The 18,792-nt window shown below is 68.9% G+C and carries 9 protein-coding genes; 8 read left to right on the top strand and 1 reads right to left on the bottom strand.

Translation table 11 applies throughout. From position 1 onward, the window contains the following. Window position 1: 1 nt before the first annotated feature. From P9A17_RS23490 to P9A17_RS23480, 3 genes are read left to right on the top strand one after another with little or no spacing between them, the layout of a single operon-like run. On the top strand, window positions 2-1,144 hold the full coding sequence (locus P9A17_RS23490; RefSeq protein WP_278041153.1) for a BTAD domain-containing putative transcriptional regulator: 1,143 nt from the start codon (window positions 2-4) through the stop codon (window positions 1,142-1,144). A 42-nt stretch (window positions 1,145-1,186) separates the two neighbouring features. Beyond that, window positions 1,187-2,674 carry a serine/threonine-protein kinase gene (locus P9A17_RS23485; RefSeq protein WP_278041152.1) on the top strand — a complete coding sequence of 496 codons (1,488 nt, stop codon included), beginning with the start codon at window positions 1,187-1,189 and terminating at the stop codon, window positions 2,672-2,674. A gap of 56 nt (window positions 2,675-2,730) precedes the next feature. Continuing rightward, entirely contained in the window at window positions 2,731-3,414 is a 684-nt protein-coding gene (locus P9A17_RS23480) for a hypothetical protein (RefSeq protein WP_278041151.1), read from the top strand. A 27-nt stretch (window positions 3,415-3,441) separates the two neighbouring features. On the opposite strand, the gene P9A17_RS23475 is transcribed toward P9A17_RS23480, so the two are convergent. Next, on the bottom strand, window positions 3,442-5,136 hold the full coding sequence (locus P9A17_RS23475) for an AMP-binding protein (protein ID WP_278041150.1): 1,695 nt from the start codon (window positions 5,134-5,136) through the stop codon (window positions 3,442-3,444). Between the two features lie 107 nt (window positions 5,137-5,243). Between P9A17_RS23475 and P9A17_RS23470 the strand changes: the two genes are divergently transcribed. The 5 genes from P9A17_RS23470 to P9A17_RS23450 are packed head-to-tail and all read left to right on the top strand — an operon-like array spanning window position 5,244 to window position 18,792. Further along, entirely contained in the window at window positions 5,244-8,708 is a 3,465-nt protein-coding gene (locus tag P9A17_RS23470) for an amino acid adenylation domain-containing protein (protein ID WP_278041149.1), read from the top strand. Then, window positions 8,705-9,448: an alpha/beta fold hydrolase gene (locus P9A17_RS23465; RefSeq protein ID WP_278041148.1), complete on the top strand. Its 744-nt coding sequence runs from the start codon at window positions 8,705-8,707 to the stop codon at window positions 9,446-9,448. The genes P9A17_RS23470 and P9A17_RS23465 overlap by 4 nt, the downstream gene beginning before the upstream one ends. Next, the gene (locus P9A17_RS23460) at window positions 9,445-10,803 is read left to right on the top strand and encodes a polyketide synthase (RefSeq protein WP_278041147.1); all 1,359 of its coding nucleotides are present in this window, start codon (window positions 9,445-9,447) and stop codon (window positions 10,801-10,803) included. The genes P9A17_RS23465 and P9A17_RS23460 overlap by 4 nt, the downstream gene beginning before the upstream one ends. Further along, on the top strand, window positions 10,803-13,703 hold the full coding sequence (gene mbtD, locus P9A17_RS23455; RefSeq protein WP_278041146.1) for a mycobactin polyketide synthase MbtD: 2,901 nt from the start codon (window positions 10,803-10,805) through the stop codon (window positions 13,701-13,703). The genes P9A17_RS23460 and mbtD overlap by 1 nt, the downstream gene beginning before the upstream one ends. Continuing rightward, window positions 13,696-18,792 carry a non-ribosomal peptide synthetase gene (locus tag P9A17_RS23450; protein WP_278041145.1) on the top strand — a complete coding sequence of 1,699 codons (5,097 nt, stop codon included), beginning with the start codon at window positions 13,696-13,698 and terminating at the stop codon, window positions 18,790-18,792. The genes mbtD and P9A17_RS23450 overlap by 8 nt, the downstream gene beginning before the upstream one ends.

Genomic DNA, 18,792 nt, shown 5'->3' with positions numbered 1-18,792 from the left:
CATGACGGATCCTGGCCTCGACTTCGGGGTGCTCGGGCCGATGCGAATGACCGCCGGCGGCGCCGAAGTTCCGGTGGGGACCCCGAAGCTGCGCGCCGTGCTCGCGATGCTGGTGATCAACCGCAATCGTCCGGTCGCCGTCGATTCGCTGATCGATGCGGTGTGGCAGGAGTCGCCTCCGCCCGGAGCTCGCGCCAGCCTCCACTCCTATGTGTCGAACCTGCGCAAGCTCGTCGCCGGCGTCGGCGCAGATCCGCAGGGCACACTGGCCAGCGCGCCCCCGGGATATCGGCTCACCGTCGCCGACGGCGCATGCGATCTGGGACGGTTCAACACGGAGAAGGCTGCCGGTGTCCACGCCGCGGCCGCAGGTGATTTCGAGCGCGCAGCCAGGCATCTGGCCGCCGCGCTCGCGCAGTGGCGCGGACCGGTGCTGGAAGACCTGCGGGGCTTCTCGTTCGTCGACCAGTACGCGACCGCGCTGCACGAGGACCGCCTGACCGCGGCCACGGCCCGCGCCGAGGCCGAACTCGCGTGCGGGCGGGCCGGGCAGATCATCGGGGAGCTCGAAATGCTGGCCGCCGACAACCCCTATCGAGAACCCTTGTGGGCGCAGCTGATCAGCGCCTACTACCTCGACGAACGGCAATCCGAGGCGCTGGCGGCCTATCAGCGGCTCAAGCTCGTGCTCGCCGACGATCTGGGCATCGACCCGGGACCGACGCTGCGGGCCCTGCACGACAGGATCCTGCGACAGGAACCGCTCGACGTGAAGATGGCGGCCCAGAAGACCGCCGTCGGCGTCAAGACCGTCCTCGACCAGCACACCCAGATCGACAGTGGCTCAGCGACGGCCTGGCTTGTCGATTCGGCGGGTCTGCGGCACCCGCTGAACTCGGTCGCGACCCGCATCGGCAGAGCGCCCGACAACGACATCGTCGTCGACGATCCGAAAGCGAGTCGCGCGCACGCCGCGATCATCGACACGGGCACCGGCTACGCCGTCACCGACCTGCGTTCGGCCAACGGTGTGGAGCTCGCAGGGGTGCGGGTCCGGGGCAGCGCGGCCCTGGCCCGCGGTGACGAGATCCGCATCTGCGGGCACGTCTTCACCTTCGAATTCGGGGTGACCGCCGTAACGTAGGGGCGACGCGGCCCACCGGTGGCCGCTCGACGAGAGGCGGCTATGGACAACCTGCGGGTGGGCACCCGGCTGGGTCCATACCAGATCAACCGCCTCGTCGGCCGTGGCGGCATGGGCGAGGTGTACGAGGCCGAGGATACGGTCAAGGGACGCACCGTCGCGCTGAAGTTGCTGCCCGAATCCCTTTCCCACGACCCGGCTTTCCGTGAGCGGCTGCAGCGTGAGGCGCGTGCCGCGGGCCGGCTGCAGGAACCCCACGTGGTGCCGATCCACGACTTCGGCGAGATCGACGGCCACCTCTTCGTCGACATGCGGCTCATCGACGGGATCGATCTGCGTACCGTCCTGCACACCGGTGGGCCGATGGAGCCGGCGCGCGCGGTGTCGATAATCCGGCAGGTGGCAGGGGCGTTGGACGCCGCGCACGCCGCGGGGATCACCCACCGCGACGTCAAGCCCGAGAACATCCTCGTCACCTCCGATGACTTCGCCTATCTCGTCGACTTCGGGATCGCGAGCGCCACCACAGATCACTCGCTCACCGAATTGGGCGCTGCGATAGGCACTTACGCCTACATGGCACCCGAGCGGTTCAGCTCGAAGCCGGTCGATCACAAGTCCGACGTGTACTCGTTGGCGTGCGTGCTGCACCAGTGCCTGACCGCAGCTCAGCCCTACGTCGCCCAGAGCATCAGCATGATGATCACGGCGCATCTCATCGATCCGCCGCCACGGCCCAGCCAGATGCGTCCCGGTGTGCCGCCTGCGTTCGATGACGTCGTCGCCACAGGCATGGCCAAGACCGCCGAGGAGCGCTACGACTCCGCAGGCGCACTGGCGCGCGCCGCGGAGTCTGCGCTCGGTGTTCGGTATGAGCCGACCGCGCGGGTGCTGCTACCCACCGAACAGGCGCCGCCGCCCGCGGCACCCGCTCGCGACAGACGTCGTCCGCTGCTCATCGCAGGCGGCATCGCGACCGCGGTGCTCCTGGCGGGCGGTGCCGTCGGAGCCTGGCTGGCGTTGCGGTCACCGGACTCGGCATCGGCGATGTCGTCGACGCTGACGCTGACGCGGACGGTGACCAACGCACCGCGGCTGCCGCTGAGTACCACCAGCGCCTTCACGCCCGCCGAACGGCAGCTGATGGAGATGTTGCCCGACCCGGCGGCTTGCACGCCGAACAGAAAGTGGGACAACGCGATTGCCGCGTTCGACTGCAAGCCCACCGAGAGCGGAGACGGACATGAGGGCGCGACTTTCGCGCTCTACAGCGACGTGGACCGGCTCAAGGACGACTTCACGTCGGTCACCGGGGACGACGAGCTGACCGCCTGCCCCGGCACCGACGGCTCGCCGACGAACTGGGATTACAACAGCGGTGATCCCGACGCCTCCGAGGGCCTGCTGGCATGCGGAGACTTCCAGGGCCGAGCCGACATCGTCTGGACGAAGACCTCGGACCTGATTCTGGGCACCGGGCAGGGCAACAACCTGGACGACCTCTACAAGTGGTGGGTCGGCGTCGCCTGACGGCACATCAAGAATCCTTCAAGGATCTGCCGAGCCCCGGCCGTGATCCTTCTCCCATGAAGAACTCCCGCCTCACCGTCCGCTCCGTCACCGCCGCGGCATTGATCGGTGCCGCCCTGGCCGGTTTCGGCGGCGGGGTCGCCAACGCGGCCGACAACGCCCCCGGGCTCTACGGCAACCCCGATCAGGCCACCAAGTACTGGGTGAGGCAGACGCTCGACGACTGCTCGCTGATGGCGACTGCCGACGTGGTCGGGCAACTCACCGGCGACCAGCCGTCCGAAGACGAGATCGTGGCGCTCGCCGGGGCGACGCCGAGCGCTCACCACGACGGTGTGATCTATCTGCCGCCGGCCAACCCCGACGACCCGGACTCCGGCAACGGCACCGACTCGCACGACCTGCCCATCCTGCTGGCGCATTACGGCATCGGGGCGGTGTACACCGACGACGACGTCGCCGACGCGACGGGCGTGCCGACCGGGATGGACGCGCTCGAACACGTCCTCGGCGCCGGCAAGAAGGTGATCGCCGGAGTGAACGCCGAAACCATCTGGGACGAGCACGGCGACCGCACGATCGGCGATCATGACCTCGTCGTCACCGGTGTCGACACCGACGCACGCATCGTGCACCTCAACGACAGCGGAACCGATGACGGCGCCGACGAGCAGGTGCCGATCGACGTGTTCGAGACCGCCTGGCAGGCCAGCGGCCACGACATGGTCATCACCGGCTGATCACGCGCGGCGGGCCGCGCAATCTGACTACTGAGCGACGAGGCGGGCCACCAGTTGCTTCTTGTCGACCTTGCCGACCGCCGTGGTCGGCAAGGACGGCAGCGGGGCGAGGACGTCGGGACGCGCGTGCTTCGACGCTCCACGCTCGTCGAGGAACGCGTTGAGCTCGGCGAGGGTGACCGGCTTTCCCTGGAAAACGACTGCAGCGCAGATCTTCTCGCCAAGGTATTCGTCGGGCAAGGCGACCGCCGCGGCGGCGTAGATCGCGGGATGGGTGTGCAGGTGATCCTCGAGGTCGGTCGCCGAGACGGTTTCCCCGCCGCGGTGGATGACGTCCTTGATGCGGCCGACCACCTCGACGTAGCCGGCTCTGGGCCCGTCGGTGAAGATCCGGACGCGATCCCCGGAGCGGTAGAAGCCGTCGGGCGAGAACGATCGCGCATTCGCGTCGTCGGCGCGGTAGTAGCCGTTGAGGGTGTACGGCCCGCGCACCAGCAGCTCGCCCTCGTCGCCCGGCGCCACCTCGTCGCCGTTCTCGTCGACGACCCGCATCTCGTCGTGCGGTGACATGGGCCGTCCCTGGGTGTTCACCACCACGTCCTCGGGATCACCGGGCCGGGTGAAGTTCAGCATGCCCTCGGCCATGCCGAAGATCTGCGACATCCCCGGGGTCAGCCGCTCCAGGATGAACCGGGCCTCGTCGGGGCTCATCCGGGAACCGCCGACTTGCACGAATCTCAGCGAGGTCGGCAGTACCGGCTCCCAGTCGCAGGCCTGCGCCCAGACTTTGGCCAGCGCGTTGACCAGCCCGGTGACCGTGATCGTGTACTTGTCGATCAGCGCGAACGCGTTCTCCGGGCTGGGGTCGGCGGTGAACACGGTGGTGGCGCCGACGGTCATCGAACCCAGCAGGCCGGGGCAGGCCAGCGGGAAGTTATGCCCGGCCGGCAGCGCGACCAGGTAGGCGTCGTCGCCCGTCATCTCGCAGACCTGCGCGCACGTGACAGCGTTGTAGACGTAATCGTCGTGGGTGCGCGCGATCAGCTTGGGCAAGCCGGTGGTGCCCCCCGAGACGAGCAACAGGGCGGGCAGCGACGGGTCGACGGCAGCCCGCTCGACCGGTGCGCCGTCGAACTCCGTGATCGAGGACCAGGCCGTGAACGGCCCGGCGTCCCCGTCGACGATGACGTGGCGCAGCGAGGCGTGCTCGGCGGTGAGCTCGGTGGCCATGTCGCGGTAGTCGAAGCCTGCGGCGGTGTCGGGCACGATCAGCGCGACGGCGCCGCTGACCTCGGCGAAGTGGCCGAGTTCAGCGGTCCGGTGTCCGGGCAGGCACATCACCGGGACGGCTCCGGCGCGCAGCAGCGCGAAGAGCGCGACGGCGAACTGGCAGGAGTTCGGCAGCTGCAGCAGTACCCGGTCACCTGCGGCGATGCCGAGGTGGGCCAGCCCGCCGGCCGCACGATCGGCGAGCTTGTCCAGGTCGGCAAACGTGTACGAGCGCTCGGCGTCGATGATCGCGGGCTTCGCCGGCCATGTGGTCGCGGCGTCACGCAGGATCGAGTCCAGGGGACGACCCGTCCAGTAGCCCGCGCGCCGGTACTCGTCGGCCCGGTCGGCGGGGAACGGGACGAACCCGCGCACCAGGTCCAGCTGGTCTAGTCCGGTGCCCGCTCCGGTCTGGTCGTTACTGCCGTGATCGGACAGGAATCCCGTGCTCATCAGTCAATTCGCCGCTCTGGGTAGGAGTTTTCGGTGACCCGAATATAGGGTAGCCTCCTCGAAGTTAGGGCAGCCTGCACTTAATCAGCCTGGCTGCGAGGAGGTTGGTGGGTTTGGCGTCGACGACTGCAGAGTCGGTCCGTGACGAGGTTGCTGAGCTCCTCGGTGTGAGTCCGGCCGAACTCGACCCGCAGGCCGATCTGATCGCGTCGGGGCTCGATTCCATCCGGATGATGTCGCTGTCCGGGCGCTGGCGCAGGCAAGGCATCGACGTGGGTTTCGCCGCGCTGGCCGCCAACCCGACTCTGGCGGCCTGGTCCGAGCTGGTCACCGATCGCGCCGCCCCGGCCCCCGAGATCGTGGCGCCGGCCCCCGGCAGCACGCCCCCCGGCGAGGACGCCTTCCCGCTCGCCCCGATCCAGCACGCGCTGTGGGTCGGGCGCAACGACGACCAACAACTCGGCGGGGTCGCGGCGCACCTTTACATCGAGCTCGACGGCGACGGCGTCGACCCGGCACGGCTCACCGCGGCCGCCGCGAAGCTCGCCGCGCGCCATCCCATGCTGCGGGTGCAGATTCTGCCGGACGGCACACAACGCATCAGCGACCGCGAACTGCCCGTCACCGTCTACGACTTGCGGGACCTCGACCGGGACGCCGCCGAGGAGCGGCTCGAAGCGATCCGCCACGAGAAGTCGCACCAGATCATGGCTGGCGAGGTGCTCCAGATCTCGTTGTCACAGCGTCCCGACGGGCGCACCCGGCTGCACGTCGATCTCGACATGCAGGCCGCCGACGCGGTGAGCTACCGCAACTTCATGTCGGATCTCGCCGAATTCTACGGCGGTGCAGACCTTCCCGATCTCGGCTACACCTATCGCCAATACCGAGAAGCATTCACGGCGGCCAGCGCCGAAACCGACGAGGACCGGCAGTGGTGGGCCGAGCGGATCCCCGAACTGCCGGAAGGTCCTGCCCTCCCGCTGGTTCCACGGTCCGAGCAGGCCGACCCGCAACGCGGTGTCCGGCGCTGGCACATCTTCGACGTCGCCACCCGCGATGCGCTGTTCGCCGCGGCCCACAAGCGAGGCATCACCCCCGCGATGGCGGTGGCGGCCTCGTACGCGGGCACGTTGGCACGGTGGTCGACGAATCGCCGATTCCTGTTGAACCTGCCGATGTTCGGACGCGAGCAGTTCCACCCGGACGTCGACAAACTGGTCGGCGACTTCACCTCGTCGCTGATGCTGGATGTCGACCTCACCGGCGCGGACACCCCGATCGCGAGGGCGCGCGTGCTGCAGGAAACTCTGCACGCCACCGCCCGGCATGCCAGCTACTCCGGGCTGTCGGTGCTGCGCGACCTGACCCGCCACCACGGAACACCCATCCTGGCCCCGATCGTCTACACGAGTGCACTCGGTCTCGGAGATCTGTTCGCGGGCAAGGTCACCGAACACTTCGGGACGCCGGTGTGGACGATCTCGCAGGGTCCTCAGGTCCTGCTCGACGCGCAGGCCACCCCCGTCGCCGAGGGGTTGATGATCAACTGGGACACCCGGGAGGACGCCTTCCGCCCGGGTGTCGCCGACGCGATGTTCGCCTATCATCTCGCCGAGCTCGAACGCCTCGCTGCTGACGAATCTGCCTGGGATGCAGTAGATCTTCCTGCCGTCACGCGCGAGCAACAGGCGGCGCGCGACGCTGCGAACGGGGTCACCGACGCACCGAGCGGCGATGCGCTGCACGACGGATTCTTCCGCCGCGCAGACACGCAGCCCGACGCCCCCGCCGTGTTCAGCAGCGACGGCGACCTCACCTACGGCGAACTGCGCGGGCGCGTGCTGGCCGTCGCCGCCGCGCTGGATGTCGCCGGCGTCCGGCGTGCCGATGCGGTTGCGGTGATGGGGCCCAAGAACTTCGAGCAGATCATCGCGCTGCTCGCGATCTCGGCGATTGGCGCGGTCTACGTGCCTGTGGGTGTGGACCACCCCGGCGACCGCGCCTCCCGCATGCTGGCCAACGGCGGTGTACGGATGGCATTGGTGTGCGGCGACGAACCGCCGAACACGATGGCTGCACTGACGGTCCAGGAAGCGATCAGGGTCGGCAGCCGCGCCTCCGGCTTCACGCCGCCCACCGTCGAACCCGCCGAGCTGGGCTACATGCTGTTCACCTCGGGGTCCACGGGCGAACCCAAGGGCGTCGAGATGTCACACGACGCCGCCATGAACACCGTCGAGTTCATCAACGGTCACTTCGAGATCGGTCCGTCCGACCGCTGCCTCGCACTGTCCACCCTCGAATGTGACCTCTCGGTCCTCGACATCTTCGGCATGCTGCGTGCCGGCGGCTCGATCGTCGTCGTCGACGAGGAGCACCGCCGCGATCCTGACACCTGGGCGCGCCTGATCGAGCGCCACGGCGTCACCGTGCTGCACTTCATGCCGGGCTGGCTGGAGATGCTGGCCGAGGTCGACGGCGATCTGTCGTCGGTGCGGGTGGTGCCCACCGGCGGTGACTGGGTGCGCCCGGAACTGGTGCGCGCACTGCGAAAGCGCGCCCCGCACATGCGTTTTGCCGGACTCGGCGGAGCCACCGAAACCGCCACCCACAACACGGTGTGCGAGGTCGGTGACATCCCGGCAGATTGGTCGTCGGTCCCGCTCGGGGTTCCCCTTCCGAACAATGCGTGCCGGGTCGTCGGCGCCGACGGGCACGACTGCCCCGACTGGGTGCCGGGAGAGTTGTGGGTCGGCGGACGCGGCGTGGCCCGTGGCTACTGCGCCCGACCCGACCTGACCGCCGAGCGCTTCGTCGAACACGACGGCAAGACCTGGTACCGCACCGGTGACCTCGTCCGGTACCAGACCGGCGGGATCATCGAGTTCGTCGGACGCACCGACCACCGCATCAAGATCAGCGGTTACCGCGTCGAGCTCGGCGACGTCGAGGCCGCGCTGCGCGGACTGCCCGGAGTGGATTCCGCTGTCGCGGCAGCCGTCTCTACCGAAGGTGGTCGCGACGTGCTCGCCGCCCTCGTCAGCGGCGAGGCTGGTGCGGCCGCGCTGGAGCCAGCGAAGATCGCCGCGGCGCTGTCGGAAGTCGTTGCACCGCACATGGTCCCGCAAATCATCGTGACCGCCGACCAGGTCCCGTACACCCTCGGTGGCAAGCTGGATCGCGCCGCGGTCGCGGCCGTCCTCAAGGATGCCGACGTCGTCTCCGGTGTCGGCTACCGTGCTCCCGCCACACCGCTGGAGGCCGCGCTGTGCTCGATCATCGGTTCGGTGCTGGGGCGCCAACAGATCGGTGCCGACGACGACTTCTTCGCCATCGGTGGGGACTCGGTACTCGCCACCCAGGTCGTCGCCCGCCTACGCACCTGGCTGGACATCCCCGGCGCCGCCGTCGCGGACATCTTCGCCACCCGCACTGTCGCCGCGCTGGCTGCGCGGCTCACCGCCGGCGATGTTCAGAGCGGCAGGCTGAACGAGGTCGCCGAGCTGTTCCTCGAAGTGTCGGGCATGGACAGCGCGGAGGTAGTCTCCGCGCTGGAAACCACACCATGATCGGTGAGCAGAGCCAACTCCGACTGACACCGTGGATCAAGAGGTTCCCCGGTGAAAGGGGCACCTCCACCATCGTCTTCCCGCACGCCGGCGGCGCCGCAGCGGCGTATCGCAACTTCGCGATCGCACTGTCGGGCAAGGGAGTCGACACCTATATCGTGCAGTACCCGCAGCGCGGGGAACGGCTCGCGCATCCGGCTCCGGACACGGTCGCCGACCTGGCGGCCGAGATGCTGGCCGCGGTCGACTGGGCTCTGCTCGGCCCGTTGCGGCTCTTCGGTCACTGCATGGGAGCGCTGGTCGGTTTCGAGTTCACCCGGCTCGCAGCACAGCGAGGCGTCGTCGTCCGCGAACTGTGGGCCTCGGCCAGCCAGGCGCCGTCGACCGTCGCGGATTCACGACCCGCGCCGGAGACCGACCGCGAGATCCTGGCCGACATCGTCGACATGGGTGGCACCGACGCCCGCCTCCTCGATGACGAGGACTTCCTCGAACTGCTCCTCCCCGCCGTGCGGGCCGACTACCGAGCCTTCAACAGATACACCTGTGAGCGAAAGACACGCATCGACGCCGATATTCACGCCGTCGGCGGCGCCCGCGACCACCGCGTCGCCGAGGATCTGCTGCGGCAGTGGGAATTCCACACCGACGGCGTGTTCACCTTCACACAGTTCGACGGCGGCCACTTCTACCTCGACGACCACCTCGACGACATCGCCGAACTGGTGAGTTGCACATGACCGCTCGACGTGACGAGCCTTCCCCCGTCGCTCCGCTGCGCTCCGCTCGCCCAGACGACCCCGTCGTCATCGTCGGCATGGCCATCGAGGCGCCGGGAGGGGTCGAGAACACCCACGACTACTGGACTCTGCTCTCCGAGCAGCGTGAAGCGCTGACCCCTTTCCCCGACGACCGGGGTTGGTCGCTGCGTGACCTACTCGACGGGTCCCGCCGGGACGGCTTCAAGACGATCCACAATCTCGGCGGATTCCTCACCGGCGCGGGCGCATTCGATGCCGAGTTCTTCGGGATCTCCCGGCGCGAAGCGATCGCGATGGACCCGCAGCAGCGGGTCGCGCTGCGCACCACCTGGCGAGCACTGGAAAGCGCGCAGATCAACCCCGACGACCTCGCCGGTCACGATGCAGGCTGCTACATCGGCGCCTCCGACATGCGGTACGGGCCCGAGATGGACCAGTTCTCGCATCACTCCGGCCATCTCATCACCGGAACCTCCCTCGGCGTCATCTCCGGCCGGATCGCCTACACGCTGGGCCTGGCCGGCCCCGCAATGACCATCGACACGTCCTGCTCGTCGGCGCTGTCCGCGCTCCACGTCGCAGTGCAGGCGCTGCGGGCAGGGGAATGCGACCTGGCGGTGGCCGGCGGAGTGTGCGTCATGGGCTCGCCGGGTTACTTCGTCGAGTTCTCCAAACAACACGCGCTCTCCGACGACGGCCACTGCCGCCCTTACAGCGCGCACGCCAGCGGCACCGTCTGGTCGGAGGGTGCGGGAATGTTTGTGCTGCAGCGTAAGTCTGCGGCGTTACGCGACGGGCGGCCGATCCTGGCCGAAATCCTGGCCAGCTGCGTCAACTCCGACGGCAGATCGGTCGGGCTCACCGCACCCAGCCAGGAGGCGCAGGCGCGGCTCTTCGCGCGTGCGATCGCCACCGCGGGCATCGACGTGAACAGCGTCGGCATGGTGGAGGGGCACGGCACCGGTACCCGTCTCGGCGATCGCACCGAGCTCACCTCGCTCAACACCACCTACGGCGCGGGAACGCCGGGAACCGGACCGCTGCTCGGTTCGGTCAAGTCCAATGTCGGACACGCCCAAGCCGCCGCGGGTGCGCTCGGGCTCGCCAAGGTGCTCCTCGCCGCCGAGCACGCTGCCGTGCCTGCCACGCTGCACGTCGACGAGCGCAGCCACGAAATCGACTGGGAATCCACCGGACTGCGCCTGGCCACCAAGCTGACGCCGTGGCCGGCGTCCTCGGATGCACGTGTGGGTGCCGTGTCGGCGTTCGGGATGAGCGGCACCAACACCCACGTCGTCGTCGCTGTCCCCGAGGCGCAAGGCAGGGCGGCGTGATGTCGGCCGGGCCTCTGCCCGACGGTCGCATCGCGTTCCCGCTGAGCTCGCACGCGGACGATCTCGTTGCCGACGATGCGCGAGCCATCCTCGATTACCTGCGGCGCGAGCAGTGCACGCCCGCTGACGTCGCCGCCCAGCTGGCCGCGACACGACGCGTGCGCCGCCATCGCACCGTGGTGCGGGCGCGCGACACCGACGAGCTCGCCGACGCGCTGGTCGCGGTGGCCGCCGGGCGCGAGCACGCGCTGGTGTCGTCCTCTGCGCGCCGCGATCCGGGCCGCACCGCATTCGTGTTTCCGGGCCAGGGTGGCCAATGGCCGTCGATGGGCGCCGAGGCCTACCAGCGGGTGGCGGCCTACCGCACCGAAGCGGACCGCCTCGACGCGGCGTTCCGCGCCGCCGGGTTACCGTCACCACTGCCCTTTCTGACCGCGCCGAACCTGCAGACCCCGTCCCACTTCGTGCTTCAGGCCGCGCAATTTGTGCACTCCGTGTCGCTGGCCGCGGTGTGGCGGGCCTACGGCGTGCTGCCCGACGTCACGATCGGCCACAGCCTCGGCGAGGTGGCCGCAGCCTTCGTGAGCGCCGCCATCACCCTCGACGACGCGGTGGCCGTGCTGGTGGCGCGCGCCGCCGCGATCGCGAGCATCCCGGGTGAGCACGGCGTCGCGGTCCTGGGCCTCGACCCGGCACAGGCCGGTGACGTCATCGCGGCCACCGATGGATGGCTGGAACTTTCCGCCGTCAACGCGGCTGCGACAGTGGCGGTTTCCGGGGACCGAGCCGCGATCGAGGCCATCGTGTCGGCTGTTCGTGATCGCGGACAGTTCGCGCGGGTGCTGGCGATGAGCTTTCCCGCCCACACCACCGCGATGGAACCGCAGCGCGAAAGCTTCCTCCGGCAGCTGCCGTCCGCGGTGTTCGCCGACTCGCCCGTGCAGTTCATCGGGTCGGCCACCGGGGGCGTCGTCGAGCCCGGTACCGAATTCGGCGAGTACTGGTATGCCAACCTGCGCAACACCATTCGCTTCGACCGGGCCGTGCAGACGGCGATCGGTGCGAACGTCGGCACCTACATCGAGATGTCGGCGCATCCGTCACTGCTCTTCGCGATCGAAGACGGCATCGAACGCACGGAATCCGACCGGTCGGCCGTGCTGCTCGGGTCCGGGCATCGCGAGCGGTCAGTCGTCGAGACCCTCACCGAAAGCATCACGGCGGCGGCGGTGGCCGATCCCACCTACCGATGGGCTGACCTACTGACCGGCGCGCGGACACCGTTGCGGGGATTCCCCGGGGCGCCGATGCGGGCCGAGCACCTGTGGGCATCCGCCGAGCCGCTACCGCCGGTGGCCGGTATCACCGTGACGACCGAGAAATGGCGACAACGCAACCGCCGGTTGCCCTCCCGCGTTCGGTCCGTCGCCGTCGTCGACATGGGAAGTGCGACACCGTGGACCGCCGAGGTCCGAGCCGCCGTCGAGCAGCACCCGGACGCCACGCTCACCGATGTCGCCGACGCCGAGGTGCTCGTCGCGATCACTCCGAGGACGGACCGCGCCGGCCTGTCCGATGCGATCGACCACGGGCTGCTCGACTACGCGGGCAACCTCGGTGCCAGGTGCCGCGATGTCTGGCTGCTCACCGCCGGCGCCGAACACGTCGGCCCCGACGATCCCGTCGCCGACCTCACGCAGTCCGCGCTGGCCGCGATGCACCGCTGCATCGGTTTCGAGCACCCGGACCAGAACTTCCACCACCTCGATGTCCCGGCCGACGGCGCGGCCCAGACCCTCCCGACGGCGATCGGCGCGATTGTCGGCGACACAGGCGAACTCGCGGTGCGCGCCGACGGGTCGGTGTACGGCCGCGTCCTCGGCGACGATGCACCGTCGGCGCCGCCGTGGCCCCTGGGTTCCGGCATCCTCGACAACGTCGTCATCACCGGAGGGTCCGGCGCGATCGGGCTGAGCTACGCCCGATACCTCGCCGCCAACGGCGCGAAACGCATCGTGCTGCTGAGCCGCCGCGGCGTCACTCCCGCCCTGCTTGAGGAACTCGCCGCCGAGGTCGTCGCGCCCGCATGCGACATCAGCGACCCGGCACAACTCGCGGCGACGGCGGCCCGGCACGCCGAGGGCGAGGCGACGCTGGTCATCCACGCGGCAGGGACGGCCACCTTCGCCAATCGGACCGACGTCACCGGCGCCGACCTGACGGACATGACGGCGGCCAAGATCGGCGGGCTGGAGACACTGACCGAGGTGTGGCCGCTGCGCTCCGACGCCCGAATGGTGTTGTGCTCGTCGGTGACCGGGGTCTGGGGCGGCAAAGGCGTCGCGGCCTACGCGGCGGCCAACCGGATGCTCGACGTGACGGCCGCCCGGTTACGTGGGGCCGGGCACAACTGCACCGCCGTGCGCTGGGGCCTCTGGGAGGGCAGCGGAATCGTCGACGCCGCAGAGATCGCCAGGGTCGAACGCGCGGGCCTGCGGCAGATGAAGCCCGACGCGGCAGTCGAAGCCAGCCTGTACGACCACGTGTCGGACCCCCTGGTGCTGTCGGCAGACCCGGAACGGCTACGAATCCTGTTCGGCGACAACAGCAAAGAAGACGGCACCACTGCCGAACCCGGCGCGGCCGTCGAGGAGCCGATGGAGCCGCCCACCGCGGTGCGCAGTCAGCTGGCGGTCGTGCTGAACGTCGACGCCGCCGCGCTCGATCTCGACTCGTCGCTGTTCGACATGGGTGTGGACTCATTGCTCGCACTGGATCTGCGAAAGCGCTTGAAACGACTCACCGGGAAAACTGTCCCGTTGGCGACGCTGCTCGGCGGGATCACCGGCACCGACCTCATCGCCGATCTATCAGAGAAAGTGGACTCTTCGAGTGACTGACATCGACATGGGCACGCAACTGGACGAGCGGCGCCTCGAGTTGTTGCGCCGGAAGCTGTCCGAGCGGGGCCTGGCCGCCGCCAAAGACGACAGCGGCGACGACGCCGACGACTCCGTCACGCTCACCGAAGGTCAGCTGCGGATGTGGTTCGTCCATGCCGCCGATCCCAGCGGCGCTCTGCTCAACGTCTGCTTGTCGTACCGGATCACCGGCGATGTCGACACTGCCAGGTTGCACGATGCCGTCAACGCCGTCGCGCAACGGCACAGCGTCCTGCGGACGACCTACCGCGCCGACGAATCCGGCTTTCCCGAGCCGAGTGTCCACCCGGACCTGACGCCGGGCTGGGCCGAGCACGATCTGTCCGAGCTCTCCGAACGGGCCAGGCAGCTGCGCCTCCAAGTGCTGGCGCAGCGAGAGTTCGCCACGGCATTCGACCTCGGCGCGGAATCGCCACTGCGTATCACCGTGATTCGCACCAGCGCAACAGAACTCGTCATGCTCCTGGTCGCACACCACATCGCCTGGGATGACGGCTCGTGGGAGGTGTTCTTCGCCGACCTGACCCGCGCCTACACGGGCGAAGCCCTCGAGGCCGCGCCCCGCGCGGCTGCCTTCCCGTCCTCTTCCGACGAGGAGGATGTCGCGTACTGGCGCGGGGTGATGGCGAATCCGCCGGAACCGCTGGAACTTCCCGGCCCGACGGGGTCCGCCATCCCGACGAGTTGGCGTTCCCAGCGCACCACGCTGCGCCTCGGCGCCGACGTCGCCGAACGTGTCGCCGCTGCTGCAGACGCCGCGGGGGCGACACCGTATGCGGTGCTGCTCGCGGTCTTCGGCGTGCTGGTGCAGCGGTACAGCCACGTCGACGACTTCCTGGTCGCCACACCGGTTCTCAACCGCACCGGTGACACCGAGGACGTGATCGGCTATTTCGGCAATACGGTCGCCATGCGACTGCGGCCTCAGTCGGGGATGACGTTCCGCGAGTTGCTCGGTCAGACCCGCGACACCGCGATCGGCGCCTTCGCCCATCAGAGGGTGGGACTCGACCGGATGGTCCGTGAGCTCAACCCCGACCGCCGCCACGGCGCGGAGCGGATGACGCGCGTGAGCTTCGGCTTCCGCGGACCCGACCGGTTCGGCTTCACCCCGCCGGGCGTCACGTGTGAGAGGGCTGAACTCCGTTCGCATCTGACGCATCTGCCGTTGGGGATGATGGTCGAGTTCGACGCCTCGCTGATCGACCTCGAACTGGAGTACCTGGTCGAGATCATCGACCCGGCCCTGGCCAAACAGCTCATGGATCATTACGCCGTCCTGCTGGCCAGTGCGCTCGACAACCCCGACACCGCGTTGAGCGCGCTGCAGCTGATGAGCGCCGAGGACACGTCGTGGCTGCGTGAGGTCTCCTACGGTCTGGATTTCACCACTCCTGCCTCGACCATCAGCGACCTGGTGCAGGCGCAGGTCGAGCGCACCCCCGACGCCACGGCCGTCGTGTACGAAGGACGCCATTACAGCTACCGCGAGCTCAATGAAGCCGCCAACCGGGTGGCCCACTGGCTGATCGGGCAGGGCATCGGTGCCGAGGACCGCGTTGCCGTTCTCATGGACAAGTCTCCCGAACTGGCGGTGACAGCGCTGGGGGTTCTCAAGGCCGGCGCGGTCTATCTGCCGATCGACCCCACCTATCCGCAGGACCGGCTGGACTTTATCCTCAGCGACTGCGACGCGAAAATCATTGTGCGCGAGCCGCTCACGGATCTCGACAGTTATCGCAGCGACAACCCCGGCGACGCCGACCGGGTGCGGCCGGTCAGCCCCGACAACACGGCCTACCTGATCTACACCTCGGGATCGACCGGATTGCCCAAAGGCGTGCCGGTGCCGCACCGGCCGGTCGCCGAGTACTTCGTGTGGTTCAAGGGGGAGTACCAGGTCGAGGAGAACGATCGGCTGCTGCAGGTCGCCTCGCCCAGCTTCGATGTGTCGATCGCCGAGGTCTTCGGCACGCTGGCGATGGGTGCGCGCCTGGTCATCCACCGCCCCGACGGCCTCAACGACATCGGCTACCTGACCGATCTGCTGCGCAACGAGGGCATCACGGCAATGCATTTCGTGCCGTCGCTGCTCGGCCTGTTCCTATCGCTGCCCGGTGTCAACCAGTGGCGCACATTGCAGCGCGTGCCGATCGGCGGTGAGGCGCTGCCCGGCGAGGTCGCCGACAAGTTCCACGCGACGTTCGACGCGCTGCTGCACAACTTCTACGGCCCCACCGAGACGATCATCAACGCGACCCGCTTCAAGGTGGAGGGCCGGCAGGGCACCCGGATCGTGCCCATCGGCAAGCCCAAGATCAACACGCAGATCCACATCCTCGACGATGCGCTGCAACCCGTTCCGGTCGGATCGATCGGCGAGATCTACATCGGCGGAACCCATGTCGCCAACGGCTACCACCGCAGGCCCGGGCTGACCGCCGAACGTTTCGTCGCGGACCCGTTCACCCCCGGTGCTCGGATGTACCGGTCCGGCGACCTGGCACGGCGCAACGCCGACGGTGACGTCGAGTTCGTCGGGCGTGCCGACGAACAGGTCAAGATCCGCGGGTTCCGTATCGAACTCGGGGACGTGGCCGCCGCGATCACCGTCGACCCCAGCGTCGGTCAGGCGGTCGTGGTCGTCAGCGACCTGCCCACCCTCGGCAAAAGCCTCGTCGGATACCTCACGCCCGCGGACGGTTCGACCGTGGACGTCGAGAGGATCCGGGCCAGAGTCGCCGCGGCACTTCCGGAATACATGACGCCTGCGGCGTATGTCGTCGTCGACGCGATCCCGATCACCGCCCACGGCAAGATCGACCGGACGGCGTTGCCCGAGCCGGAGATCCTGGCCGTCACCGAATTCCGGGAGCCTGCAGCCGGAACCGAGCGACAGCTGGCCGACGTGTTCGCCGAACTGCTCGGCCACGAGCGGGTCGGTGCAGACGACTCCTTCTTCGACCTGGGGGGGCATTCGCTGCTGGCGACCAAGCTGGTCGCCGAGCTGCGTTCCCGGTTGGGCGTCGATGTGGGAGTCCGCGACATCTTCGAGAACGCGACCGTCGCCCGCCTCGCCGTGCACATCGACACGCTCGCCACCGCCGCCGACGGCACCCTGAGGCCGGCTCTCGTGGCGACCCCGCTCGACGGTCCCGCGCCGCTGTCGTCGTCGCAGCTGCGGTCCTGGTTCGGATACCGCATCGAGGGGCGGAGCCCCATCAACAACATCCCGTTCGCGGCACGCCTGTCCGGCCCGTGCGACGTCGACGCGTTCGTCGCCGCGATCCGCGACGTCGTCGAGCGGCACGCGATCCTGCGCACGACGTACCGCGAGATCGACGGTGTGCCCTACCAGATCATCAATCCCGCAGGCGATGTCGAAGTGCGGCGTGCCAGCGGCGACAGCGAGGAGTGGCTGCAAGACGAACTCGACCGCGAGCGCAAGCATGGGTTCGACCTCGAAGAGGACTGGCCGATCAGGGCTGCGGTCCTGAGTTTCGGTGACGATCACGTGCTGTCGGTGGTCATCCACCACATCGCGGGTGACCACTGGTCCGGCGGCGTGCTGTTCACCGACCTCGTGACGGCGTACCGGGCGCGCAAGCTCGGTGAGCGTCCCGGCTGGGGACCACTGCCCGTGCAGTACACCGATTACGGCGCGTGGCAGGCCGAGCTGCTCGGCGACGACGCCGGCATCGCCGAGCCCCAGCGGGAGTACTGGACCCGCCAGCTCGACGGTGCACCGGTGGAAGCCGGCCTGCCCCTGGACTTCTCGCGTCCCCGGCTGCCCAGCGGCAAGGGCGACGCGGTCGAGTTCACCATCGACGGTGCGACGCGCGACAAGCTCGCCGGCCTGTGCCGCGACCTCGGCATCACCGAGTTCATGCTGCTTCAGGCGGCCGTCGCGGTCGTGCTACACAAGGCGGGTAGCGGGCCCGACGTTCCGCTCGGCACCCCGGTCGCCGGGCGCTCGGAGGCCGAGTTGCAGCAGCTCGTCGGCTTCTTCGTCAACTTCGTCGTACTGCGCAACGACCTGAGTGGCAACCCGACGCTGCGTGAGGTGTTGGCGCGCGCCCGCGACATGGCGCTCTCTGCGTATTCGAACCAGGACGTGCCGTTCGAGCAGATCGTCGAGGCGGTCAACCCGCCGCGGACGCTGTCGCGCAACCCGCTGTTCCAGGTTGTCGTCCACGTCCGCGAAGAGCTTCCGCAGCGGCAGATGATCGACGCCGAGACCGAGTTCACCGTGCTGGAGCCGACATTCGACATCGCGCAGGCCGACCTGTCGCTGAACTTCCTCGCCAGCGAGGCCGGGTACCGCGGCTACCTCATCTACCGTCCCGAGCTGTATGCGCGGCGCACCGTCGAGCGTCTGGCCGGCTGGCTCGATCGGGTGGTCGCCGCATTCGCCGACACCCCGGACCGCACGCTGCGCGATGTCGAGATCGCCTCGCCCGGTGAGACGCAGCGGATCGCGGGGGAGTGGAACAAGGGCGCCCAGGTGCACGTGCTGGACAGCGAGTCGGTGCCGGTTCCCGTGGGGGTGTTCGGCGACCTGTATCTCGGTGGTGGCCCGTTCGCGGGCCCGGGGCTCTACCGCACCGGCGATCGCGCCAGATGGTCGGACGACGGCACGCTGGAGATCGTCGCCGGCCAGTCGATCGTCGTCGGTGAGGCGGCGGCGCCGGTCGAGTTCGAGGCACCCAGCACCGACACCGAACGCGCGCTCGCGGTCTTGCTGACCGACCTGCTCGGTGCCGACGACGTGGGACGCCACGACGACTTCTTCGGTCTCGGCGGCGACAGTGTGCTCGCCGTCCAACTCGCCGCCAGAGCCCGTGACGCGGGCCTCGACCTCACCGCACGGATGGTGTTCGAGCATCCCGAACTCGCCGCTCTCGCAACGGCCGTGGAGGCCGGCGCCGGGGACAGCGATCAGCGGGAAGACGTCCACCACGCACCGATGTCGGCGTCCGGGCTCTCCGAGGACGAGCTCGCCGCACTGACCGCGTCGTGGAGCAACGTCGCAGACGAGCCCCGATGA

Origin of the sequence: Mycobacterium sp. 236(2023), assembly GCF_029623955.1 — a bacterium.
Taxonomy (GTDB): Bacteria; Actinomycetota; Actinomycetes; order Mycobacteriales; family Mycobacteriaceae; genus Mycobacterium.
The sequence above is the reverse complement of the archived record's forward strand: the minus strand, read 5'-3'. Positions and strand labels throughout refer to the sequence as shown.